At 62.6% G+C, this 21,774-nt stretch carries 21 protein-coding genes and 3 pseudogenes; 14 read left to right on the top strand and 10 right to left on the bottom strand.

The genetic code is table 11. The features are described 5' to 3' along the window. Window positions 1-227: 227 nt before the first annotated feature. Window positions 228-1,307 (bottom strand): patatin-like phospholipase domain-containing protein, encoded by a 1,080-nt coding sequence (locus BFN10_RS29450; RefSeq protein WP_071489689.1) that lies wholly within the window; start codon window positions 1,305-1,307, stop codon window positions 228-230. Between the two features lie 158 nt (window positions 1,308-1,465). On the opposite strand from BFN10_RS29450, the gene BFN10_RS10875 reads away from it, so the two are divergent. Genes BFN10_RS10875 through BFN10_RS10860 form a run of 4 tightly spaced genes read left to right on the top strand, consistent with a single transcriptional unit; the run spans window position 1,466 to window position 4,105 of the window. Next, the gene (locus BFN10_RS10875) at window positions 1,466-1,768 is read left to right on the top strand and encodes a PepSY domain-containing protein (protein ID WP_058425612.1); all 303 of its coding nucleotides are present in this window, start codon (window positions 1,466-1,468) and stop codon (window positions 1,766-1,768) included. Then, a complete protein-coding gene (locus BFN10_RS10870) occupies window positions 1,768-2,079 on the top strand; it encodes a PepSY domain-containing protein (RefSeq protein ID WP_071489688.1) in 312 nt (103 codons plus the stop codon). The genes BFN10_RS10875 and BFN10_RS10870 overlap by 1 nt, the downstream gene beginning before the upstream one ends. Next, on the top strand, window positions 2,079-2,747 hold the full coding sequence (locus BFN10_RS10865; protein ID WP_071489687.1) for a response regulator transcription factor: 669 nt from the start codon (window positions 2,079-2,081) through the stop codon (window positions 2,745-2,747). Before BFN10_RS10870 ends, BFN10_RS10865 begins: the two co-directional genes overlap by 1 nt. After that, a complete protein-coding gene (locus tag BFN10_RS10860) occupies window positions 2,744-4,105 on the top strand; it encodes a sensor histidine kinase (protein WP_071489686.1) in 1,362 nt (453 codons plus the stop codon). The genes BFN10_RS10865 and BFN10_RS10860 overlap by 4 nt, the downstream gene beginning before the upstream one ends. A gap of 51 nt (window positions 4,106-4,156) precedes the next feature. Here BFN10_RS10860 and BFN10_RS30140 read toward each other — a convergent pair. Both BFN10_RS30140 and BFN10_RS30135 read right to left on the bottom strand, forming a co-directional pair. Next, window positions 4,157-4,750: pseudogene (locus tag BFN10_RS30140) on the bottom strand (methyl-accepting chemotaxis protein); the annotation flags it as partial. Window positions 4,751-5,014: 264 nt separating this feature from the next. Then, window positions 5,015-6,085: pseudogene (locus BFN10_RS30135) on the bottom strand (methyl-accepting chemotaxis protein); the annotation flags it as partial. A 458-nt stretch (window positions 6,086-6,543) separates the two neighbouring features. Between BFN10_RS30135 and BFN10_RS10850 the strand changes: the two are divergent. From BFN10_RS10850 to BFN10_RS30125, 3 genes and pseudogenes are all read left to right on the top strand, one after another. Beyond that, entirely contained in the window at window positions 6,544-7,863 is a 1,320-nt protein-coding gene (locus tag BFN10_RS10850) for a Na+/H+ antiporter family protein (RefSeq protein ID WP_162276418.1), read from the top strand. 76 nt (window positions 7,864-7,939) lie between these two features. Continuing rightward, window positions 7,940-8,761, top strand: a pseudogene (locus BFN10_RS30130) (cache domain-containing protein); the annotation flags it as partial. A gap of 36 nt (window positions 8,762-8,797) precedes the next feature. Next, window positions 8,798-9,619: a methyl-accepting chemotaxis protein gene (locus BFN10_RS30125; protein WP_371914412.1), complete on the top strand. Its 822-nt coding sequence runs from the start codon at window positions 8,798-8,800 to the stop codon at window positions 9,617-9,619. A 25-nt stretch (window positions 9,620-9,644) separates the two neighbouring features. Here BFN10_RS30125 and trhP read toward each other — a convergent pair whose 3' ends face one another. Beyond that, window positions 9,645-10,958, bottom strand: coding sequence for a prephenate-dependent tRNA uridine(34) hydroxylase TrhP (gene trhP, locus BFN10_RS10840; RefSeq protein ID WP_071489682.1), 1,314 nt, complete (start codon window positions 10,956-10,958; stop codon window positions 9,645-9,647). A gap of 201 nt (window positions 10,959-11,159) precedes the next feature. On the opposite strand from trhP, the gene BFN10_RS10835 reads away from it, so the two are divergent. Further along, entirely contained in the window at window positions 11,160-12,365 is a 1,206-nt protein-coding gene (locus BFN10_RS10835) for a cytochrome c biogenesis protein DipZ (protein WP_071489681.1), read from the top strand. Between the two features lie 103 nt (window positions 12,366-12,468). Continuing rightward, a complete protein-coding gene (locus BFN10_RS10830; protein WP_071489680.1) occupies window positions 12,469-13,536 on the top strand; it encodes an AI-2E family transporter in 1,068 nt (355 codons plus the stop codon). Window positions 13,537-13,538: 2 nt separating this feature from the next. Here BFN10_RS10830 and BFN10_RS10825 read toward each other — a convergent pair whose 3' ends face one another. The 3 genes from BFN10_RS10825 to BFN10_RS10815 form a co-directional block, all read right to left on the bottom strand. Next, the gene (locus tag BFN10_RS10825; protein ID WP_071489679.1) at window positions 13,539-13,721 is read right to left on the bottom strand and encodes a hypothetical protein; all 183 of its coding nucleotides are present in this window, start codon (window positions 13,719-13,721) and stop codon (window positions 13,539-13,541) included. Between the two features lie 91 nt (window positions 13,722-13,812). Further along, window positions 13,813-14,007, bottom strand: coding sequence for a hypothetical protein (locus BFN10_RS10820; RefSeq protein WP_071489678.1), 195 nt, complete (start codon window positions 14,005-14,007; stop codon window positions 13,813-13,815). Window positions 14,008-14,232: 225 nt separating this feature from the next. Then, window positions 14,233-14,607 carry a hypothetical protein gene (locus tag BFN10_RS10815; protein ID WP_016980060.1) on the bottom strand — a complete coding sequence of 125 codons (375 nt, stop codon included), beginning with the start codon at window positions 14,605-14,607 and terminating at the stop codon, window positions 14,233-14,235. A 156-nt stretch (window positions 14,608-14,763) separates the two neighbouring features. On the opposite strand from BFN10_RS10815, the gene BFN10_RS10810 reads away from it, so the two are divergent. Further along, entirely contained in the window at window positions 14,764-15,582 is an 819-nt protein-coding gene (locus BFN10_RS10810; protein WP_071489677.1) for a shikimate 5-dehydrogenase, read from the top strand. A 118-nt stretch (window positions 15,583-15,700) separates the two neighbouring features. Here BFN10_RS10810 and BFN10_RS10805 read toward each other — a convergent pair whose 3' ends face one another. Then, complete coding sequence (locus tag BFN10_RS10805; protein ID WP_071489676.1) at window positions 15,701-16,354, bottom strand: YceH family protein; 654 nt, start codon at window positions 16,352-16,354, stop codon at window positions 15,701-15,703. Between the two features lie 116 nt (window positions 16,355-16,470). Here BFN10_RS10805 and BFN10_RS10800 point away from each other — a divergent pair, with 116 nt between their 5' ends. After that, complete coding sequence (locus BFN10_RS10800; RefSeq protein WP_071489675.1) at window positions 16,471-16,980, top strand: DUF1993 domain-containing protein; 510 nt, start codon at window positions 16,471-16,473, stop codon at window positions 16,978-16,980. A 63-nt stretch (window positions 16,981-17,043) separates the two neighbouring features. On the opposite strand, the gene sstT is transcribed toward BFN10_RS10800, so the two are convergent. Further along, the gene (sstT, locus tag BFN10_RS10795) at window positions 17,044-18,264 is read right to left on the bottom strand and encodes a serine/threonine transporter SstT (protein ID WP_071489674.1); all 1,221 of its coding nucleotides are present in this window, start codon (window positions 18,262-18,264) and stop codon (window positions 17,044-17,046) included. Between the two features lie 240 nt (window positions 18,265-18,504). Here sstT and BFN10_RS10790 point away from each other — a divergent pair, with 240 nt between their 5' ends. Then, the gene (locus BFN10_RS10790; protein ID WP_071489673.1) at window positions 18,505-19,662 is read left to right on the top strand and encodes an MFS transporter; all 1,158 of its coding nucleotides are present in this window, start codon (window positions 18,505-18,507) and stop codon (window positions 19,660-19,662) included. 4 nt (window positions 19,663-19,666) lie between these two features. Here the strand turns inward: BFN10_RS10790 and nhaR are convergent, their stop codons facing one another. After that, on the bottom strand, window positions 19,667-20,569 hold the full coding sequence (gene nhaR / locus BFN10_RS10785) for a transcriptional activator NhaR (protein ID WP_071489672.1): 903 nt from the start codon (window positions 20,567-20,569) through the stop codon (window positions 19,667-19,669). Window positions 20,570-20,703: 134 nt separating this feature from the next. Here nhaR and BFN10_RS10780 point away from each other — a divergent pair, with 134 nt between their 5' ends. Both BFN10_RS10780 and BFN10_RS10775 read left to right on the top strand, forming a co-directional pair. Further along, a complete protein-coding gene (locus tag BFN10_RS10780; protein WP_071489671.1) occupies window positions 20,704-20,955 on the top strand; it encodes a hypothetical protein in 252 nt (83 codons plus the stop codon). A 26-nt stretch (window positions 20,956-20,981) separates the two neighbouring features. Further along, window positions 20,982-21,734, top strand: coding sequence for a TerC family protein (locus tag BFN10_RS10775; RefSeq protein ID WP_058425591.1), 753 nt, complete (start codon window positions 20,982-20,984; stop codon window positions 21,732-21,734). Window positions 21,735-21,774 lie beyond the last annotated feature (40 nt).

Here is a 21,774-nt window from a genome sequence, read left to right as displayed (position 1 = left end):
ACGCCGGCTTGCCGGCGAATAAAGATTGCCTGTGGCGAGCGGGCTTGCCCCGCGTTGGGCCGCGAAGCAGCCCCACAACCAGCAGCCGAAGAGTGCCTGACTCACCGCATTCCTCCTTCCAGGGTCGCTTCGCAACCCAACGCGGGACAAGCCCGCTCGGCACAGTCGCAGTGTTCACACTTAATCGGGTGGTCCCCCCCAAACCCCTGCCGGATTCCGGCCCGCGTCTACAGGACCTGCAGTCGCTCGCCCAATCCGCCGTTATCCGCCAGCTCCAGAAACTCATCGCCCAGCCTTCGGCTTTCACTCATCGCGGTCTGCCAGTACTGGTTGCGGCTCGCGTCGTCGCCCATGAAGCGCTTGAAGTCGCTGCGGTCCGGCAATTTGCCGTGGGGCAGGCGGGCCAGGTAGTCCCTGGAGGGAGCCAGCAGCAACACGTCCTGCAAGCCTTGCGGGTTACTGCGTCGCCACGGCAGGCCCTTGTCGAACCAGCCGGGGATGACCCGGTCGGTGAAGTGCGGGTACAGCACGATGTCATCGCCGTGGTAGGGCAGGTCGAGGTGGTAGTCCAGCAGGCCGCCGTCGCGGTAGGTGCCGGCGCCTGCGCCCGGCAGGTCGCGCACGCCTTGCATCACCATGGGGATCGACCCCGATGCCAGCAGTGCCTGGCGCAGGTTGCCCAGTTCCAGGGGCAGGAAGCGCGAGGGGAAGTCCTTCAGCGGATGCACCGGTGGCGCCTGGCGCGGGTCGTGGATGATCAGCCGTTCGAAGTGCCGCGACAGCCGTGCGCGGCCGCGCAGGTTATCGGCAATCACCGATGACAGCCCCAGCCCGAGCCGCCCGCGATGGTCGTCGGCCAGCAGGCCGTGGCTCTTGACCACCATGATGTTCAGGCGGTAATCCGGGTTGTCCAGTACCCGTGCATCGCGGCCGACGAGCAAGTCGTCGAGCATGCGCTGGCAGCTCTGGGTGACTTCGGCCATGGTCACGCCTTTGGCAAAACGCTGTTCGTTATACAGGCGGCCCAGGTCCAGCAAGCCTTGCACCGGGTCGGGCAGGCAGGCGCTGGCAAACCGCCAGGAGCCAATCGAGGCCCCGATCAGCGCACGTTCCCGTGGTGCGCGGGGCAGCCAGTCGCCGAACAGCGCCAGGTCCAGGCCCTGGATGCCGAGTGCCTTCGGGCCGCCGGCCGCGCCGGGCAGGATGCCCACCTCGGCAGGCGTGAGGCCTTGTTCACGAATGCGCGCAAAGGCGCGTTTGCCGGCCTTGAGGGTCAAGGCGGGAAACTTGATATGGATGGCTGTCATACCGGTCTCTGTCCGAGCGAGCGGGGCATTATAGAAAATCTCGTGGAATGTGGGGCAAAGGCCTGGGTGAGAATTGCCATGGTGGCAATTCAGTTTCAGTTAAGTTGCAGGGCGTACGGTGGCCGGCGTAGGAAAACATCCTGTAACGGAGACTTATCATGAAGCGCCTTACCGCGCTGGCCGCCGCCGGTATCATCGCCCTCACGGCGACCCAGGCCCGAGCCGTGGACCCCGACAAACCACTGAAAGTGCCGGCCACTGTTACTATTGTCGCTTTCGATCAACTGGAAGCCACGGCCCTGGCCCTGCACCCCGGTTCGACATTGCTGGACACCGACCTGGACGAGGCCTACGGCAAGTATGTGTATGAGGTCGAGTTGGAGGATGCCCACGGCATCGAATGGGACGTTGAATTGGACGCGCTCACCGGGCAGGTCCTCAAGAATCATCAGGATACGTAATGAAGGTAAATTTACGCGTCGGCAGTCGAGTGGCGCTGGTGCTCTTGGCATTCTGCTCCAGCCTGGCGGCCCGCGACCTCAACCAGGATGAAGCCTTGGCGCTGCGCCAGCAGGGGGTGATCCTGCCACTTGAGCAATTGTTGCAGCAGGCCATGGCGCGTTACCCCGGCTCGCGCCTGCTGGAGGCCGAGCTGGAGAAGAAACACGGCCAATATGCCTATGAAGTGGAACTGGTGACCACCGAAGGGGTGGTGCGCGAAATCAAGCTGGACGCACGCACCGGTGTGCTGATCAAAGACGAGGAAGACTGATGCGCCTGCTGCTGGTGGAAGACAACGTACCCTTGGCCGATGAACTGATGGCTGGCCTGCAGCGCCAGGGCTATGCGGTCGATTGGCTGGCCGATGGGCGCGATGCCGTGTATCAGGGCCGCAGCGAGCCCTACGACCTGATCATCCTCGACCTCGGCCTGCCGGGCCTGCCTGGGCTTGAGGTGCTGGCCCAATGGCGAGCCGCCGCGTTGGCCGTTCCGGTACTGATTCTCACCGCCCGCGACTCCTGGGCCGAGCGCATCGAAGGGCTCAAGGCCGGCGCCGACGATTACCTGGCCAAACCCTTTCACCCCGAAGAGCTGCACCTGCGCATCCAGGCGCTGTTGCGCCGTTCCCACGGCCAGGCGAACCAACCGACGTTGCAGGCGGCCGGCCTGCATCTGGACGAAGGTCGCCAATGCGTGCTGCGTGATGGCGATGAGATCCAGCTGACCGCCGCCGAATTCCGCCTGTTGCGCTATTTCATGCTGCACCCCGAACAGATCCTGTCGAAAAGCCACCTGGCCGAGCACCTGTACGACGGTGAGACCGAACGCGACTCCAATGTGCTGGAAGTTCACGTCAACCATCTGCGTCGCAAATTGGGCCGCAGCGTGATCGAGACCCGGCGCGGCCAGGGTTACCGGTTTGGCGCCAGCCCTGCATGAGGTCGATCCAGCGGCGCCTGAGCCTGGGGCTGATCAGCGTGATGGTGATCGTCGGCGTGGTGCTGGCCCAGACCAGCCTGTGGTTGTTCGAGGCCGGCTTGCAGCGCTACCTGGAAGCCGGTTTGCGCAACGACGCCGAGAACCTGCTGGTGGCGCTGGTGCGTGGGCCGAACGGCGTGCAGCTGGATGAGCAACGCCTGTCGCCAGCCTATCAACGGCCTTTTTCCGGGCATTACTTCCGCATTGATTTCGCCGACGTCCACTGGCGCTCCCGCTCATTGTGGGACCAGGAACTGCCGCGCCTGCCCGAGGCGGGGCTGAAGGGCAACCTGCAACTCGGCCCGGAAGGCCAGCAACTGCTGGTGCTGCGTGCGGACTACAAGCGGTTTGGCCAATCGATTTCCATCAGCGTGGCCCAGGACTACACCCCGGTGCGCGAAAGCTTCCGGCTGATGCGCCAGATCGGCCTGGTATTGGGGCTGGCGGCGTTGCTGCTGGTGTTGATCCTGCAACGGTTGACCGTGCGCCGCGCCTTGCGCCCGCTGGAAACCGCGCGCAACCAGATTGCCCAGCTGCAACAGGGGCAACGCTCGCAACTCGATACCCAGGTGCCCCTGGAACTGGAGCCGCTGGTGGCGCAGATCAACCACCTGCTGGCGCACACCGAAGACAGCCTCAAGCGTTCGCGCAATGCCCTGGGCAACCTCGGCCACGCCCTCAAGACGCCCTTGGCGGTGCTGTTGAGCGCGGCATCGAGCGAGACGCTCAAGCAACATCCTGAGCTGAGCAAACTGCTGCGTGATCAGTTGGAGCAGGTACAGCAACGCCTCAACCGCGAACTCAATCGCGCCCGCCTGGCCGGGGAAACCTTGCCCGGCGCGTTGTTCGATTGTGATAAAGAACTGTCCGGCCTGCTTGCCACCCTGACCATGATCCACGGCGAACACCTGGACCTGAGCTACCGCGCCGCGCCCGGCCTGCAACTGCCCTGGGACCGCGAAGATCTATTGGAGCTGCTCGGCAACCTGTTGGATAACGCCTGCAAATGGGCGGATGCCGACGTGCGCCTGAGCGTCACCGAGACTGAGCACCATTACCTGCTGGCGGTGGAAGATGACGGCCCCGGCATTCCTGAAAGCCAGCGAGACCAGGTGTTCAGCCGTGGCGCACGCCTGGACGAACAGATCGATGGCCATGGCCTGGGGCTGGGGATCGTGCGGGATATTGTCGAGGTGTGGGGTGGGGTGTTGCAGTTGCAGGCGTCTGAACTGGGCGGCCTGAAAGTGTTGATCGAACTGCCCTGTGGGAGGGGGCTTGCCGCCGATGGCGGTATTCCAGTCAAAAAACAGATTGGCTGATACACCGCAATCGGGGGCAAGCCCCCTCCCACATTGGATAGCCTTGCATTTTCAGACGCGGAACTGATCCATCAACCCCTGCTGCTGATTCGCCAGGCTGTTCAACGCCTGGCTCACCCGCGCCGATTCGTTGGCCTGCTCGGACAGTGACTCGGTCACGTCGCGAATGGTCGCCACGTTGCTGTTGATCTCCTCGGCCACCGCGCTTTGCTCTTCGGCGGCGCTGGCGATCTGCAGGTTCATGTCGCTGATCACCGTTACCGCATCGCCGATCTGGCGCAGGGCGGTCACCGCCTGTCCGACCTGTTCGACGCTGCCCTGGGCCTGGCGGTAGCTGTTGCCCATGGCGCCGACCACGTCGGTGGTGCCGCTTTGCAGGTGCTCGATGACCAGGCGGGTTTCTTCCACCGATTCCTGGGTCCGTCGCGCCAGGTTGCGCACTTCATCGGCCACTACCGCAAAGCCACGCCCGGCTTCACCGGCGCGGGCTGCTTCGATGGCGGCGTTGAGCGCCAACAGGTTGGTCTGCTCGGCGATGCCGCGGATCACTTCCAGCACCGAGCCGATTTTTTCACTGTTGGCCGCCAAACCTTCGACCTGGGACATGGCCGTGCTCATGTCCGCCGCCAACTCCCCGATATTGCGTGTGGTTTGATCGATCACGGTGAGGCCGTCGCGGGTGGCCTGGTCGGCATCGCGTGCGGCCTGGGCTGCTTGCGCCGCACTGCGGGCCACGTCCTGGGCGGTGGCGCTCATTTCGTGGGAGGCGGTGGCCACCTGGTCGACCTGGCGGTACTGCTGCTCCATGCCGGCGCTGGTTTCAGTGGCAATCGCGGCGGACTGGTCGGCGGTGCCACGGGCGTCCTGCACCGAGCGTTTGACCTCGGCGATGATCGGTTGCAGCTTGTCGAGGAAACGATTGAACCAGCCAGCCAATTGGCCCAGCTCGTCCTGTTTGTCGTAGGCCAGGCGCCGGGTCAGGTCGCCTTCGCCGCTGGCGATGTCTTCGAGCATGTGCGCCACGCCGAGGATCGGCCGGGTCACGCTACGTGCCATCAACCACACCAGGATCAAGCCGACCACGGCGGCCAGCAGGCCCAGGCTCAGCTCCAGCAGGGTGCCCTTGGCATTGTCGGCATCCAGTCGGTTTTTCAGCGCTTCGGCGGGGGCCACCAGGACCTTCTCCGGCACATCCAGCAGCACGCCCCACGGCTTGCCGTCCGGGATCGGTGCGAACGGCGCGAGCACCTTGAGCTGGTGATCGGTGCGCAGGCTGCGGATCTGCGAGCTGCCGGCCAGGGCGCTGATCAACTGTGCGCCGTTGGCAGTGTCGACCTGGTCCAGGCGCTGGCTGAGTTTGCTGGCGTCGGGGCTGTAGCCGGCGAGCAAACCGGTCGGGCTGAGGATGCTGACCTGGGTCTGGCCGTCATACAGCTTGTGGCTGGCCTGCTGGCTCACGGCCTGCAGGCTGTTGAGGTTGATGTCCACCGACAGCGAGGCGATGACTTTGCCGTTGGCCATCAACGGGAAGACAATGCTGGTCATCAGCACGTTTTGCCCGTTGATCGTGTAGAAGTACGGTTCGATCACACATGGCTTGAGCGTGGTGCGCGGGCAGGTGAACCAGGCATTGGCCTTTTCGCCGCTGGGGCCGACGCGGGTGTCGGACATGTCGCTTTCCGGCAGTGCCATTGACTCCAGCTTGCCGGGTGTCGGCTGCGACCAGTACAGGGCGAAGCGCCCCTTGTCGTTACTGCCCAACTCTGCCTGGCCGGCGAACAGCTCATCCTTGCCGTCCAGCGCATTGGCTTCGAACACCAGGGACAGACCGAGCAGATCCGGGTTGGCCTGCAACGCGGCCTTGACCTGGCGGGTCAGGTCTTCACGGGTGTCGAAGGCGTCGAGAAAGCGCTTCTCGGCCTGCTCGCGCAGGAACAGTACCTGGCGGGAAAAACCATGGCCGTACTGATAGGCGTCCATGAACTGGCGACGGATGCCCAGCGCCTGCACCTCACCCTGGGCTTCGATGCGCGCCTGGGCGGCTTCATCCAGCATCTGCATGCTCGAGGCCTTGACCTGCTGCGAGCTCTGCGCCATGCGATACAGCGACAGACCCACCAGCAGGGTCACGATTCCCAGCAGGCACAAGCCAGCGAGCAGGGTGATTTTCCATTGAATGGAGAGCTGCCTGAGCGACATCGGTACATCCTTACCTGAAAACACAGAGAGCCCCTGTATCGGCGGTTTCAGGTTTTTCTTTATTCAAACGATCGATTTAAACCTGAAAGCGGCGCCGTTTTTTGACATGCGCGCCCGCCTGCTGCAAAGTGCGCGCCCTCTAATAAGACCTCCTTCAAGCCTGCACGCCGGTTGCCACCCAATGGCCGCCCGGGCGCGGGCATGCCTGTTTTTTATGTTTTTTGCTTGAGGTAACCATGATTAACGCAGTCATTGCCGCGGTCGGTACCATGCTGGTGCTCAGCCTGTCCCGCGTGCATGTGGTCATCGCCATCATCCTCGGCGCCCTGGTGGGCGGCCTGACCGGTGGCCTGGGGATCGAGGCCACGCTCAAGGCCTTCAATGGCGGCTTGGGTGGAGGGGCGACGGTGGCGTTGTCCTACGCCTTGCTCGGCGCTTTCGCCGTGGCGATTGCCAAGTCCGGCCTGGCTCACGCGCTGGCCGACAAGGCCCTGCTGCTGGTAGACCGCCAGGAAGCCAGCGGTGGCAGCCACGTCAAATGGCTGCTGATCGGCCTGCTCTGGGGGGTGGCGATTGCCTCGCAGAACATCCTGCCGATCCACATCGCGTTCATTCCATTGCTGGTGCCGCCGCTGCTGTACGTGCTGACCAAGCTGCAACTGGACCGCCGCCTCATCGCCTGCGTGATGACCTTCGGCCTGATCACGCCGTACATGTTCCTGCCGGTAGGCTTCGGCAATATCTTCCTCAACCAGATCCTGCTGGCCAACGTGGCCAAGAGCGGCGTGGACATCAGCCAGGTCAACGTCACTCACGCCATGAGCCTGCCAGCGCTGGGCATGGTCGTCGGCCTGCTGGTGGCGGTGTTCATCAGCTACCGCAAGAAACGCGTGTACGACCTGAAGAAGATCGAGCGGGTCGAGCAGGTGGCGGTGCAGTACAACCCACTGACCCTGCTGGTAGCCGGGCTGGCGATTGCCTCGGCGTTCATCATTCAGCTGTGGCTGGACTCGATGATCATCGGCGCCCTGGCCGGGTTCCTGATCTTCTCGGTGTCGGGCATCGTGCGCTGGCGCGACACCGACGACCTGTTCACCGAAGGCATGAAGATGATGGCGATGATCGGCTTCATCATGATCGCCGCCTCGGGCTTTGCCGAAGTGCTCAAGGCCACCGGCGATGTGCGTTCGCTGGTGGAAACCTCGGCAGCCTTCATCGGCCATAGCCGTGGGGTAGGGGCGTTGTTGATGCTGCTGGTGGGGCTGTTGGTGACGATGGGCATCGGCTCGTCGTTTTCCACCGTGCCGATCCTTGCGGCGATCTTTGTGCCGCTGTGCGTGCAACTGGGCTTCAGCCCCATGGCCATCGTGTGCATCGTCGGCACGGCCGGCGCCTTGGGTGATGCCGGATCGCCGGCCTCGGACTCGACCCTGGGGCCCACCTCCGGCCTGAACATCGATGGCCAGCATCACCACATCTGGGACACCGTGGTGCCGACCTTTCTGCACTACAACCTCCCGTTGCTGGCATTCGGCTGGCTGGCTGCCATGACCCTCTGACCGCAGCGGGCTTACTACAGAAACATCCTACGCGGCCGTTAACCTCTCAAGTCGCCACTAATAAGAGAGAAAACCCATGCGTCTGAGCCTCAAGGCCAAAGTCCTGTCCCTCGCCGTAGTGCCGGTGCTGTTGTTTGCCGTGGTCATCAGCCTGACCACCGTGTGGATCCTGCAGGGTCAGGCGCGCAATGAGGTGCAAGAGACCCGCCAGCGCCTGCTCAACGACGCCAAGGCCACCCTGCAAAGCTACGTCGAAGTGGCCATGACCACCATCAAGCCGCTCTACGACGCGGCAGCCCCCGGTGATAACGCGGCGCGCGCCGAGGTGGTCAAGCTGCTGTCCAACACCAGTTACGGCAAGGACGGCTACTTCTTCGGCTATGACTCCGAGACCATCCGCCTGTTCAAGGGCAACAGCCCCGACGGCGTGGGCAAGAGCTTCAAGGACAACCGCGACCCCAACGGGGTGTACGTCAACCGCGACCTGGTCAAGGTCGGCAAGGACGGCACCCATTACCTGCAATACAGCTCGACCCAACCGGGCCAGACCGAACTGGTGCCCAAGATGGGCTACACCGAATACCTGCCCAAGTGGGACATGGTCATCGGTACCTCGGTGAACCTGGACGGCATCGAAGCCCGGGTCGCGGTGGTCGAGGCCAAGGTCGAGAAACGCATGGAAGGCGTGCTGCTGAGCATCCTCGGCGTGGCCGTGGTGGTGCTGCTGGTGATCGCCGCCGTGGGCATGCTGCTGGCCAATACCATCCTGCGTCCGCTGCACCTGATGAAAGCCAACCTCGACGATATCGCGGCCGGTGAAGGCGACCTGACCCGCCGCCTGGCCATCACCAGCCAGGACGAGCTGGGCGATCTTGCGGGCGCGTTCAACCGGTTTGTCGACAAGATCCACGGCCTGGTGCGCCAGATCACCGAGATGACAGGCCAACTCACCGGCCTGGTCAGCCAGGTGTCCGAGCAGGCCCAGCGCTCCGAACAGGCCATGGAGCGCCAGCGCCATGAGACCGACCAGGTTGCCACGGCGATCAACCAGATGTCCTCGGCCGCCCAGGAAGTGGCGCGCAGTGCCCAGGGCGCGTCGGTCGCGGCCCAGCAGACCGACGCCGAAGGCCAGGCCGCCAAGCGCGTGGTGGACGGCAGCATCGCGCAGATCCATGCGCTGGTGAACGACATCCGCAGCAGCGGCGTGTCCCTCGACAGCCTGCAGCAGGACGTGGCCTCCATCGTCAGTGTGCTCAGCGTGATCCGCTCCATCGCCGAACAGACCAACCTGCTCGCGCTCAACGCCGCAATTGAAGCCGCACGGGCCGGGGAGGCCGGCCGTGGGTTTGCGGTGGTCGCCGACGAAGTGCGCGCCCTGGCCAGCCGTACCCAGACCAGCACCCAGGAAATCCAGGGCATGATCGACCGCCTGCAAAAAGGCACCGAAGCCGCGGTGGACGCCATGCGCCGCTCCAGCGACGCTGGCGACGGCACCTCGGCCCAGGCCAACCAAGCCGGCGCGTCCCTGGACACCATGGCGCAGTTGATCGGCACCATCAATTCGATGAACGCCCAGATCGCCAGCGCCGCCGAAGAGCAGACTGCCGTCGCCGAAGAGATCAACCGCAGCGTGCATCAGATTGCCGTGGCGGTGGACAGCGTGGCCGACGAGACCCAGCTGGGCGCCCAGACCTCCCGCAGCCTCGCGGACCTGGGCCAGCGCCTGGGGCAGCTGGTCGGCCAGTTCAGGATCTAGCGCTGAGGGGCTGGGCGGCGATGCGCTAGAGGTCGCGCATCAGCAAGCCGAAGCGCAGGTCCATCGCCGCCGGGAGTGGCAGATACACCGTGTGCCCATCTCCCGGCGCGACCTCGATGGCGTCGCCCTTGGCGTTGTGCAGGGTGGCCAGGTCGAAGTGGAAGTTGCCGGCGGGGGTCATCAATTCCAGGTGATTGCCCACGGCGAAGCGGTTCTTCACCTTGATCTCGGCCAGTTCGCCCCGGCGCTCGCCGGTCAGTTCGCCGACGAACTGCTGGCGCTCCGACACCGAGCTGCCGTTCTGGTAGTTCTGGTACTCATCGTGCACATGCCGGCGCAGGAACCCTTCGGTGTAGCCGCGCTGGGCCAGGGATTCGAGGTTGATCATCAGGCTGCGGTCGAAGACACGACCGGCCACCGCATCGTCGATGGCCTGGCGATACACCTGGGTGGTGCGCGCGCAATAGAAGTGCGACTTGGTGCGGCCCTCGATCTTCAGCGAGTGCACGCCCATGTGGGTCAGGCGTTCCACGTGCTGCACCGCGCGCAGGTCCTTGGCGTTCATGATGTAGGTGCCGTGTTCGTCTTCGAAGGCCGGCATCTGTTCATCGGGGCGGTTGGCTTCCTGCAACAGAAACACCTGGTCGGTCGGTGCGCCAATGCCCAGGGTCGGCTCGCAGTGCTGGACGATATCGCCGGTGGCGTTTTCCACCGCCGGGGTCGCCTGGTATTTCCAGCGACACGCATTGGTGCAGGTGCCCTGGTTGGCATCACGCTTGTTCATGTAGCCCGAGAGCAGGCAGCGCCCGGAATAGGCCATGCACAGGGCGCCGTGCACAAACACTTCCAGCTCCATGGCCGGCACCTGTTGGCGGATTTCATCGATTTCTTCCAGGGACAACTCCCGCGACAGGATCACCCGGCAGATCCCTTGCTGCTGCCAGAACTCGACGCTGGCCCAGTTCACCGTATTGGCCTGCACCGACAGGTGGATGGGCATCTGCGGGAAGTGCCGGCGCACCAGCATGATCAGCCCGGGATCAGACATGATCAGCGCATCCGGACCCATGGCGATCACCGGGGCGAGGTCCTTGAGGAAGGTCTTCAACTTGGCGTTGTGCGGCGCAATGTTCACCACCACGTAGAAACGCTTGCCCAGGGCATGGGCTTCCTGGATGCCGAGGGCCAGGTTGGCGTGGTCGAACTCGTTGTTGCGTACCCGCAGGCTGTAGCGCGGTTGGCCGGCATACACCGCATCGGCGCCATAGGCGAAGGCGTAGCGCATGTTTTTCAAGGTGCCGGCAGGGGCGAGCAGTTCGGGGGCGAGGATGGGAGGCATGGGCACGGGTCGCAAAAGGTCGCGAAGGTAGCCGAGCGGCGAGGGCGGTTCATTGATCCAGATCGTGCTTTGCGCATTTTTGTATCGCTGTGTATCGACGGGGGCTGTGGATACGTATCGATTTATCCGCACGGTTTTCCGACACAGGCGCGATACCTCATCCGGTCTTAATGGGCTTCCCGTATCCATAAGGTGATCACCATGCTCTTCGTCGCATTCCTGGGCGGCATCCTGACCGTCCTCAGCCCTTGCATCCTGCCAGTGGTGCCGTTTCTGTTCGCCGGTGTCGACCGCAGTCGTCGTTCGATCCTGTTGACCCTCGGCGGCATGGTGCTGACCTTCGCGCTGGTTTCCAGCCTGGCGGTGGTCAGCTCGGAGTGGGTGATACAGGCCAATAACACCGGCCGTCATGTGGCGCTGATCGTGATGGGGCTGTTTGCGCTGTCGCTGATCTCGGCGCGGGTCGGTGGCTGGCTGGCGCGGCCGTTCGTGTTGTTGGGCAACCGTATCGATCCTGACAGCCGTGCGCTGTCCGGTCCGCTCAAGTCGCTCATGATCGGTGTCGCCACAGGCCTGCTATGGGCACCGTGCGCCGGGCCGATCCTGGGTGTGATCCTGACCGGTGCGATGCTGCAAGGCGCCAATGCGCAGACCAGTCTGTTGCTGCTGGCCTACGGGCTGGGTAGTGCGCTGTCCCTGGGCACCCTGATCGTTGCCGGGCGCGGCCTGGTCAATCGACTCAAGGCCTCCATTCCGCTGACCGGTTGGCTGCGCCGTGGGGCAGGGGTGGCGGTACTGGCCGCGGCCGTGGTGATTTCTACCGGTGCTGACAAGACCCTGCTCGCCGGCACTTCGTCCGAAGGCGTCAGCAGCCTGGAAAAAGGGCTGCTGGAAAACGTGCCCAAGGTGGTGGATTACGTGGTGAGCAAGGTCAAGGCCGACCCGCAGGACAATGCACGGGGTGCCATGCCGTCGCTGGGCGGCGCGGTCGAGTGGCTCAATTCACCTGAACTGACTCGCGAATCCTTGAAAGGCAAGGTGGTGCTGGTGGATTTCTGGACCTACGACTGCATCAACTGCCAGCACACCCTGCCGTACGTGAAGGCCTGGGCGAAAAAGTACGCGCAGGACGGCCTGGTGGTGATCGGCGTGCACACTCCGGAATACGGCTACGAGCGCATCATCGGCAACGTCAAGGAGCAGGTGCGCAAGTTGGGTATTACGTACCCGGTGGCGATCGACAACAACTACGCGATCTGGCGCCGCTTCGATAACCAGTACTGGCCCGCCCATTACCTGATCGATGCCAACGGGCAGGTGCGCGACACGCATTTTGGTGAAGGCCGGTACGAGGCCCAGGAGCAGATGATCCAGACGTTGTTGAATGAGGCCAAGGCCACGCAGTGATAGGGTCTACGCTTGTTCGATAACCAACGGCACTCCCAGGAATCGCTGCGGACTAAGCAACAGGGCCTATACCGGCCCTGTGCTTTTCTGACATGGACCGGACATGAATCAAACCAACCTGCAATTCAAGACCCTGCTGTTGTTGCTGGGCCTGGTGACCGTCGCGTTTATCTGGATATTGCTGCCGTTCTACGGCGCCGTGTTCTGGGCGGTGATCCTCGGCATCATCTTTGCCCCGATGCAGCGCCGCCTGCAGCAGCGCTTTGGCTGGAACCGCAATTTCACTTCCCTGGCGACCTTGAGCGCCTGCCTGGTCATCGCGATCCTGCCGGTGATCATCACCAGTGCCTTGCTGGTGCAAGAGGGCGCGACGCTCTACAAGAATGTCGAGAGCGGCAAGCTGGATGTGGCGGGGTACATCGAGCAATTCAAGAACGTGCTGCCGCCGTATTTCCAGCACCTGTTGGACCGTTTCGGCATGGGCAACCTGGAGGGTTTGCGCGAGAAGATCGTCAAGAGCGCGATGCAGGGCAGCCAGTTCTTTGCGACCCAGGCGTTCAGCTTCGGCCAGGGCACGTTTGATTTCCTGGTGAGCTTTTTCATCATGCTGTACTTGCTGTTCTTCCTGCTGCGCGACGGCCCGGAGCTGGTGCGCAAGGTGCGTACGGCGGTGCCGCTGGCCGAGCCGCAGAAGCGGCGGTTGCAGCTCAAGTTCAACCGGGTGGTGCGCGCCACGGTCAAGGGCAATGTGCTGGTGGCGGTAACCCAGGGTGCGCTGGGCGGGCTGATCTTCTGGTTCCTGGACATTCCCAGTGCGTTGCTCTGGGCGGTGCTGATGGCGTTTCTGTCGTTGCTGCCGGCCGTGGGCGCCGGGATTGTGTGGGGGCCGGTGGCCGTTTACTTCCTGCTGAGCGGTGCGATCTGGCAGGGCGTGGTGCTGGGGCTGTTCGGCGTGTTTGTGATTGGCTTGGTGGACAATGTGCTGCGCCCGATCCTGGTGGGCAAGGACACCAAGATGCCGGACTACCTGATCCTGATCTCGACCCTGGGCGGTCTGTCGGTGTTTGGCCTCAATGGTTTTGTGATCGGGCCGCTGGTGGCGGCGCTGTTCATGTCCAGCTGGGCGTTGTTTGTGGAGAGCAAGCCGCGAGTCAAACTGCCATTGCCCTGACCTCAGGCGTGGAGCCTGAAGTTCGATACGTGTTGCAGTTGTTTTTCGGCATCCGACAGGGATGTCAGTGGGCCGCTGATGGCTTCACCATCGCGTACCAGGTACCAGCAGGCGAGAAGACCCGACTTGCGAAGCGGGGCGGGGACGGCGCTGCCGATGACGGACATGATTTGTACAGTGGGCATAAAGACCTCCAATCGCTATGGGGGTCACTTTACGGGGCGGGCTGGCGCAGGAAAAATCACCCGTCTCGATAGTCGACATCGACGCGAGGCGTCAGTCCACGACCTGATCGAGCATGTTCACCACTTCCTGCTCACTGAGCAGCCCCTTGCGCACCAGGTTTTCCGCGAGCAACGCGAGGAACTTGGCGCTGCGGTGGCCTTCCAGGTGCTTGAGTTCCGTGAGGGCGCTGTAGACCTTGCTGGATGTACAGAGGCCGGCGGCGCGGTGCGGGTTTTGCGTGGGCATGGTCAGTCGTCCTTGTTGTTATTGGGTGGACAGTCTCGATAGTGGAAGTGTTTCGTGACACAAACATGACAGCGCAAGGCCTGTTCGGGCAAGTAGACATTGGTGTTGATGATGTGCGATTGCGCGCCGGGCATTGTCCTCAGAGCGACCTTGACGCCCTGAATCCGGACTTTCCAGGCAAAAAAAGGCCCCGCGATCACGCGAGGCCTGTTTCAGACGGTGCGGTTACCAGCCGCGACCGTAGTAACCGTGGGGAGGGCCGTAGTAGCCGCGGGGTGGCCCGTAATAGCCACGCGGTGGGCCGTAATAGACCGGCGCCGGGCGGTAGTAAACCTGTTGCTGCACATACACCGGCGGTGGCGGTGCGTAATAAACCGGCGGCGGAGCGGCATATACCGGCTGCGGTTGCACATACACCGGCTGCTGCACATAGACCTCACGCGGCTGGCTGGCAACCACGGAGCCCACGACTGCAGCGCCGACTAAAGCACCCAATACAGCCGGGCCACCCCAACCACCACCGTGGGCGGAGGCTTGGCCTGCCATCGCGAGTGCGCCAACCAGCAAGGCGATCTTGGGGATTGTACGAATCATGGTCATTCCTCGGTTAGCCCCAGCGCTTGTGGTCTGCAATCAATAGACTCAAGTAATGTCGCGGGGATACTTTTAAGACAACGTATTTCTGAAAAACAGCACAGCCGCTAGGTAAAGGTTGTGTAAGGTCTGTACCGATTTGCTTACTCAAAGGAGTTACCCATGCAGATGCACCCCAACAAGGACACCCAACTGTGCATGTCGCTGTCGGCGCGCCCCGGGAATTTCGGCCTGCGTTTTCATAACCATCTGTACGAACAGCTGGGCCTGAACTTCTACTATAAAGCCTTCAGCAGCCGGGATTTGCCCGGCGCGATCGGTGGTATCCGGGCGCTGGGGGTACGCGGTTGCGGGGTTTCCATGCCGTTCAAGGAAGCCGCCATTGCCTTGGTGGACGAGCTCGACGATTCGGTTCAAGCCATCGACTCCCTGAACACCATCGTCAACACCGATGGGCACCTCAAGGCCTACAACACCGACTACATCGCAATCGAGCAGTTACTCAAGAAGCACGCGGTGCCAAAGGAATCGACCTTTGCCCTGCGTGGCAGCGGCGGCATGGCCAAGGCTGTGGCCAGTGCCTTGCGCGATGGCGGCTACGCCAAGGGCGTGATCGTGGCGCGCAACGAGCCAGCGGGCCGGGCGCTGGCGCAGAACCTGGGGTATGAATGGCTGGCCGAACTGGGCGACCTGCGCCCACAGATGCTGATCAACGTGACGCCCATCGGCATGGCGGGAGGGCCTGAGGCAGATGCGTTGGCCTTCGATGCCGAAGCGGTGGATGTTGCCGAGACGATCTTCGACGTGGTGGCGATCCCCGCTGAAACGCCGTTGATCGTGCGTGGACGTGCCAAGGGTAAACGCGTGATTACCGGGCTCGAAGTGATTGCGATCCAGGCGCTTGAGCAGTTTGTGCTCTATACCGGGGTGCGACCGACGCCGGAGCAGTTCGCCAAAGCCGTGGCGTTCGCCCGAACCTGAAGAACCCTGAATATCATATGTGGGAGGGGGCTTGCCCCCGATAGCGGTAGCTCAACAATGAAATTATTGACTGGCACACCGTCATCGGGGGCAAGCCCCCTCCCACATTTTTTCCGCGTTACAGCGGTTCCAATTTGGCCAGCCGTTCTTCCAACAGTGCAATGCGCGCTTCGAGTTCTTCGATGCGTTCGACAGACACGCCACTGACACCCCCGCGCTCCATCGAATTGCCTCGCGCCGCGATAATCGCCTCGATATCCTGCGGATCGCCCAATGCATGGGTATAACGATCTTCGCGCTGGCCGGCCTGGCGCGGCACCAGCAACGCCAGCCCCCGCGCAATCAGGCGTTCCAGCTGGTGCACGACCTGCTCGGCATCTTCGAAATCGTGCATGCGCCCGCTGCGGGTCAGCAACTCATTGACAGTCTGCGGCCCGCGTAGAAACAGCAGCCCGGTCAGGATCACCTGGGCCGGCACCAGTTCCAGCGCCTTGTCCACGCGGTGTTCCCAGCGGTCGGCGCGGCTGCCCATCACCAGGCGGGTGAAACCCTGGCCTTCGAGTGCGCGCAGGCTCTGGCCGACCTGGCCCGGGCTCAGGTTCATGACCGGCTCGCGGCTGGTCTTCTGGTTGCAGGCCAGCACCAGGGCGTTGAGGGTCAAGGGGTAGGTTTCCGGGTTGGTCGCCTGTTTTTCGATGAGGCAGCCCAGGATGCGGATTTCCGTGCTGTTCAGGCGCGGCTCAGGGGTGTCGGTGTCGTGCTCGGCGGTCATCGCGCGTTCCCTATGCAGTGGAGGTCCTTAGCGTAATCCTGAAAAATTAAAAGACAAGCGCCCGGCATGTCTATAATCGCCGCTGGTTCAAACCGTGCCATAACCATGAGACTGCCATGACTATTTCCCTGTACGCCGCCTCCATCCCGGTCTTCAAGCAAATGCTCACCGCCCTGAGCGGTGTGTTGACCAAGGCCGAAGCCCACGCCAGCGCCAAGAACATCGAACCGAACGCCTTGCTGCAAGCGCGCCTGTTTCCGGACATGTTCCAACTGGTGCGCCAGGTGCAGATCGCCGTCGACTTCGCCAAGGGGGTTTCCGCGCGCCTGGCCGAGATCGAAGTGCCTAAGTACGAAGACAGCGAAGTGACCTTCGCCGACCTGCAAGCGCTGATCGCCAAGGTTTTGGCCTTTGTCGACACCATCACCCCGGAGCAGATCGACGGCAATGAAGGCATCGAGATCGTCACTCGCCCTGGCACGCCGAAAGAGAAACGCTTCAGCGGCCAGTCCTACCTGCTGACCTACGGCCTGCCGCAGTTCTTCTTCCACGTCACCACCGCTTACGCGCTGGTGCGCCATAACGGCGTGGAAGTGGGCAAGCGCGATTACATGGGCGCTTTCTAAGCACGCATAAAAAAACCGGGACGATTCCTAAAGGAACCGTCCCGGTTTTTTTGTGCGCGACTGTTAAGCCGGCTGTTCTTCCTTGCCCAGGCACGCGGCGGCGGTGAACAACACATCGGTGGACGAGTTAAGCGCGGTTTCCGCCGAATCCTGCAACACACCGATGATGAAACCGACTGCTACCACCTGCATCGCAATCTCACTGGGAATGCCGAACAGGCTGCACGCCAGCGGAATCAGCAACAACGAACCGCCGGCCACGCCGGAAGCACCGCACGCACAGATGGCCGCGACCACGCTGAGCAGCACGGCAGTGGGCAGGTCGACGGCAATGCCCAGGGTATGCACGGCGGCCAGGGTCAGCACGGTGATGGTGATCGCCGCGCCGGCCATGTTGATGGTGGCACCGAGCGGGATCGACACCGAGTAGGTGTCTTCATGCAGGCCCAGGCGTTTGCTCAATGCGAGGTTCACCGGGATATTCGCTGCCGAACTGCGAGTGAAGAATGCGGTGATGCCGCTTTCGCGCAGGCACATCAGCACCAGCGGGTACGGGTTGCGGCGCAGTTTCCAGAACACGATGGCCGGGTTGATCACCAGCGCCACGAACAGCATGCAGCCGATCAGCACCACCAGCAGGTGGGCGTAGCCGAGCAGGGCGCCGAAGCCGGAAGTCGCCAGGGTCGAGGCAACCAGGCCGAAAATGCCCAGCGGTGCAAAGCGGATCACCACACGCACGATCAGGGTCACGCCGTTGGACAGGTCTTCCAGCACCGCCCGCGTGGTCGGCGCGGCGTGGCGAATGGCAATGCCCATGCCGATGGCCCACGCCAGGATGCCGATGAAGTTGGCATTCATCAGCGCGCTGATCGGGTTGTCCACCACGCTCAGCAACAGGCTCTGCAACACTTCGCCGATACCGCCGGGCGCGGTCACCGCTGCGTCATGGGTCGCCAGCACCAGCGAAGAGGGGAACCACATGCTCGCAACTACCGCCACCACCGCGGCGGCAAAGGTGCCCAGCAGGTACAGGAACAGAATCGGCTTGATATGGGTTTCCTGGCCATGTTTATGGTTGGCGATGGATGCCATCACCAGCACAAACACCAGGATCGGTGCGACGGCCTTGAGTGCCGCGACGAATACCTTGCCGATGAACCCGGTAGCCTTGGCCGCCTCGGGCAACAGCAAGGCCAACAGGATGCCGGCGATCAGGCCGATGACGATTTGCGTGACCAGGCTGACGCGGGCCAGTCGTTGCAGGAGAGAGGGGGCAGTAGTCATAAACACTTGTCTCTGGTTTTTTTTAGGGCGCAGCTACTGACTCGGAAAGGGCTGTAGGACGCGGATCGCGAAGTCTAGCATGCTGTGGGAAAAGTCCCTGGCGGTGCGGCATTGCGTCACCCGCTTGCCCAGGCCTTGGCCAAATCCGGACATACTCTGTTAAGATTCTGTCCTCTCATCTTTCCTCTCTGTCAGCGGGCCCTTCGGGCTGTCGTTGATGTCGTCGTTTCTGGAGTTTTCATGTTGTTTCCCATCCTCCTGCTGTCGGCCGCCGGCTTTACCGTGCTGACCACAGAATTCGTGATCGTCGGCCTGTTGCCGTCCATCGCCCGCGACTTGAACGTCACTGTGTCCCAAGCCGGGCTGCTGGTGACCTTGTTCGCATTTACCGTGGCGGCGTTTGGTCCGTTTCTGACGGCGTATTGCGCACGTTTCCCACGCAAGCGCCTGTTTATCAGCATCCTGATCCTGTTCGGTGTGGCCAATACCGTGGCGGCCCTGGCACCGAATATCTGGGTGATGGCGCTGGCACGGTTGATCCCGGCCCTGGGTTTGCCAGTGTTCTGGGCCCTGGCCAGTGAAACCGCCGTGGACATCGTCGGCCCTGAGTTCGCTGGCCGAGCGATTGAAAAAATCGGCTTCGGTATTGTCTGTGCCACGGTGTTCGGCATTCCGGTGGGCACGCTGATTTCGGATATGTTCGGCTGGCGCAGCGCGTTTGCCATCCTCGCGGTGATCGCGCTGGCCAAGGCTTTGCTGCTGTTTATCTACCTGCCGGTGACCCAACCGAAGAACGATGAAGTGACGTTGCGCTCGCAGTTCAAGATCCTGCGCAACCCGCTGATGCAGGGGCATATCCTGCTGTCGATCCTGGTGTTCAGCGGCATGTTCACCGCCTACACCTACCTGGCGGACATCCTCGAGCGCCTGGCCGGATTCGACGGTACGCTGGTGGGCTGGTGCCTGATGGGCTTCGGTGCGGTCGGTCTGATTGGCAATTCGCTGGGCGGGCGTGCGGTGGATCGTCACCCGTTGATCGCCTCCATGGTGTTTTGCGGCTTCATGATCGCAGGCATGGTGGCGCTGGTCCCGGCGATTCATTCGACCATCGGCCTGGCGGCGGCGATGGCCGTGTGGGGCGTGACCCAGGCGGCGATGTTCCTGGTCAGCCATGTGCGCCTGATGAAGGCTGCACCCCATGCGCCGGCGTTTGCCGCGTCGCTGAACATCGCCGGGGCCAACCTGGGCATCGGCCTGGGCGCCATGGTTGGCGGGCACGTGATCGACACCCTCGGCCTGGGCAGCCTGGGCTTTGCGGCGTCCGGGTTTATCCTGGTGTCGATCCTGCTGGCGTTGTGGCTGATGACCGCCAGGCAACCGCTCGCCTCCGGCGCCTGAGCCGTCAGGGCAGGGTGGTGAACAGCTCGCGCCGGGCGCCTTCGGTAATCGCCACGATGCCGGGGTGCTTGACCTTGCGCTCCACCGAGATCGCGTAGAACGATTCGGTCACGGCCACGGTCTGGCCAATCAGCGCCACGCCGTACTGGCGCACCACCTCGTCGGCAATCACGCTGGGGGCGATAAAGATCCCGCTGCCGGATTGGCCGAATGCCTGCATCAAGGCGCTGTCGTCGAACTCGCCGATGATCTTCGGTTGAATCTGTTGTTCGGCAAACCAGCGCTGCAAACGGCTGCGTACCACGGTTTCCGCGCCCGGAATCAACAGCGGCGCGCCGTGCAGGCACTGTGGGAAATCCCCTCGGTGTTCGTCAGCCAACACCTGGGTGGCGAAAAAACTGATGCCGCATTCGCCCAACTTCTGGCTGTAGCCTTTGATGTCCAGGTGAGTGGGCATGGGGCTGTCGGAAATCACCAGGTCAAGGCGCTGGATCGCCAGGTCGGCGAGCAGGCGTTCGAGTTTGTCCTCACGGCAGGTGATGCGGATCGGCTCGCTCAACTCCATGGTCGGTGCGATCAGCCGGTAGACGATGGACTTGGGCACCACGTCCGCCACGCCGACGCGGAACAGGATCTGCTGTTCGTCGGGCTGCGCGCGCAGCATGGCCTCCAGTTCATTACCGGTCTGGAACATCTGCTCGGCATAGGGCAGGGCCTGGCGCCCGGCTTCGGTCAGTTCCAGTTGGCGGCCGACGCGCTGAAACAGCGCGATACCGAAGGTTTGCTCGAGCAGGCTGATCTGCCCGCTGATGGTCTGGGGCGTGAGGTTCAACTGCTCGCACGCACGCACGATGCTGCCGGTCTTGGCCACCACCCAGAAGTAGTGCAGTTGTCGGTAATTGAGCATGGCAGCCTTCACTTCGTAAAAAACGAAGTATACGCGAGAAAAATACGAATTTTCCTGAACTGTTTGCCTGCATAGAATGCGTCGCTATCGCGGGGCCACTATTTGGACCCAAGGGTTCTAACGAGGAAGACATCATGAAACTCAATTCCCTGGGCGCGGCATCCTTGCTTGCGCTTTCATTGGTAGTGATCAGCGGTTGCGATCAGGTCGAGAAAAGCGCGCAGCAGGTACTGGGCAAGGCCACCGAATCGGCCAAGCAAGCCATCGATGACACCCACAAGGCTGCCGAACAGGCATTGAGTGAAGCGACCAACGGCCTGATCAACCCGCAGAAAAAGGATGATCAGGAAGAGAACGAAACCGAATCGAACAGTAAAGAAGCCTAATTTCCGCTCAACGTCAGGACTGACCTATGGATTACCTTTTACAACTGGCCGCCAGCCCCACCGCCTGGATTGCCCTGGCAACCCTGATCGTGATGGAGATCGTGCTGGGCATCGATAACCTGATCTTCATCTCGATCCTCACCAACAAGTTGCCGGAGAAGCATCGGGCCAAGGCGCGACGCATCGGTATCAGCATGGCGTTGGTGTTGCGGTTGGGCCTGCTCAGCACCATCGCGTTCATCGTGCAGCTGACGGCGCCGGTGTTCGAAGTGTTCGGCCAGGCCTTTTCGTGGAAGGACATGATCCTGATCGCCGGTGGCCTGTTCCTGGTGTGGAAGGCCACCACCGAAATCCATCACAGCATGGACCCGGAACCCGAAGAGAAGGAAACCAATGCTGGCAACGTGGTGGCCATCGGTTTTGCCGCGGCCATCGGGCAGATCCTGTTGCTCGACCTGGTGTTCTCCATCGACAGCATCATCACCGCCGTGGGCATGACCGAGCACTTGCCGATCATGATCATTGCCGTGGTGACCTCGGTGATCGTGATGCTGGTGGCGGCCGAACCGCTGGCCAAGTTCATCAACGACAACCCGACCGTGGTGATGCTGGCCCTGGGCTTCCTGATCATGATCGGCATGACCCTGATCGCCGAGGGCTTCGGCGCCCATGTACCGAAAGGCTACGTGTATGCGGCCATGGCGTTCTCGGCGGCTATCGAATGCTTGAACATTGCCCGGCGTAACCGCCACCAGCGTTTGCTCGCTGCCCGGCAGTAACCGCTGAAACCAAACGGCCGGCTGCGCTCAGATGAGCCCA

The sequence above is a fragment of the Pseudomonas extremorientalis genome (genome assembly GCF_001870465.1).
GTDB classification, from domain to species: Bacteria; Pseudomonadota; Gammaproteobacteria; order Pseudomonadales; family Pseudomonadaceae; genus Aquipseudomonas; species Aquipseudomonas extremorientalis.
Note: the sequence above shows the minus strand (reverse complement) of the source record. Positions and strands in the feature narration are given on the sequence as shown.

Coding starts and splice junctions, on each gene's coding strand:
- BFN10_RS29450 (WP_071489689.1), bottom strand. CDS start 1,307: ATGACAGCCATCCATATCAAGTTTCCCGCCTTGACCCTCAAGGCCGGC.
- BFN10_RS10875 (WP_058425612.1), top strand. CDS start 1,466: ATGAAGCGCCTTACCGCGCTGGCCGCCGCCGGTATCATCGCCCTCACG.
- BFN10_RS10870 (WP_071489688.1), top strand. CDS start 1,768: ATGAAGGTAAATTTACGCGTCGGCAGTCGAGTGGCGCTGGTGCTCTTG.
- BFN10_RS10865 (WP_071489687.1), top strand. CDS start 2,079: ATGCGCCTGCTGCTGGTGGAAGACAACGTACCCTTGGCCGATGAACTG.
- BFN10_RS10860 (WP_071489686.1), top strand. CDS start 2,744: ATGAGGTCGATCCAGCGGCGCCTGAGCCTGGGGCTGATCAGCGTGATG.
- BFN10_RS30125 (WP_371914412.1), top strand. CDS start 8,798: ATGACAGGCCAACTCACCGGCCTGGTCAGCCAGGTGTCCGAGCAGGCC.
- trhP (WP_071489682.1), bottom strand. CDS start 10,958: ATGCCTCCCATCCTCGCCCCCGAACTGCTCGCCCCTGCCGGCACCTTG.
- BFN10_RS10835 (WP_071489681.1), top strand. CDS start 11,160: ATGCTCTTCGTCGCATTCCTGGGCGGCATCCTGACCGTCCTCAGCCCT.
- BFN10_RS10830 (WP_071489680.1), top strand. CDS start 12,469: ATGAATCAAACCAACCTGCAATTCAAGACCCTGCTGTTGTTGCTGGGC.
- BFN10_RS10825 (WP_071489679.1), bottom strand. CDS start 13,721: ATGCCCACTGTACAAATCATGTCCGTCATCGGCAGCGCCGTCCCCGCC.
- BFN10_RS10820 (WP_071489678.1), bottom strand. CDS start 14,007: ATGCCCACGCAAAACCCGCACCGCGCCGCCGGCCTCTGTACATCCAGC.
- BFN10_RS10815 (WP_016980060.1), bottom strand. CDS start 14,607: ATGACCATGATTCGTACAATCCCCAAGATCGCCTTGCTGGTTGGCGCA.
- BFN10_RS10810 (WP_071489677.1), top strand. CDS start 14,764: ATGCAGATGCACCCCAACAAGGACACCCAACTGTGCATGTCGCTGTCG.
- BFN10_RS10805 (WP_071489676.1), bottom strand. CDS start 16,354: ATGACCGCCGAGCACGACACCGACACCCCTGAGCCGCGCCTGAACAGC.
- BFN10_RS10800 (WP_071489675.1), top strand. CDS start 16,471: ATGACTATTTCCCTGTACGCCGCCTCCATCCCGGTCTTCAAGCAAATG.
- sstT (WP_071489674.1), bottom strand. CDS start 18,264: ATGACTACTGCCCCCTCTCTCCTGCAACGACTGGCCCGCGTCAGCCTG.
- BFN10_RS10790 (WP_071489673.1), top strand. CDS start 18,505: ATGTTGTTTCCCATCCTCCTGCTGTCGGCCGCCGGCTTTACCGTGCTG.
- nhaR (WP_071489672.1), bottom strand. CDS start 20,569: ATGCTCAATTACCGACAACTGCACTACTTCTGGGTGGTGGCCAAGACC.
- BFN10_RS10780 (WP_071489671.1), top strand. CDS start 20,704: ATGAAACTCAATTCCCTGGGCGCGGCATCCTTGCTTGCGCTTTCATTG.
- BFN10_RS10775 (WP_058425591.1), top strand. CDS start 20,982: ATGGATTACCTTTTACAACTGGCCGCCAGCCCCACCGCCTGGATTGCC.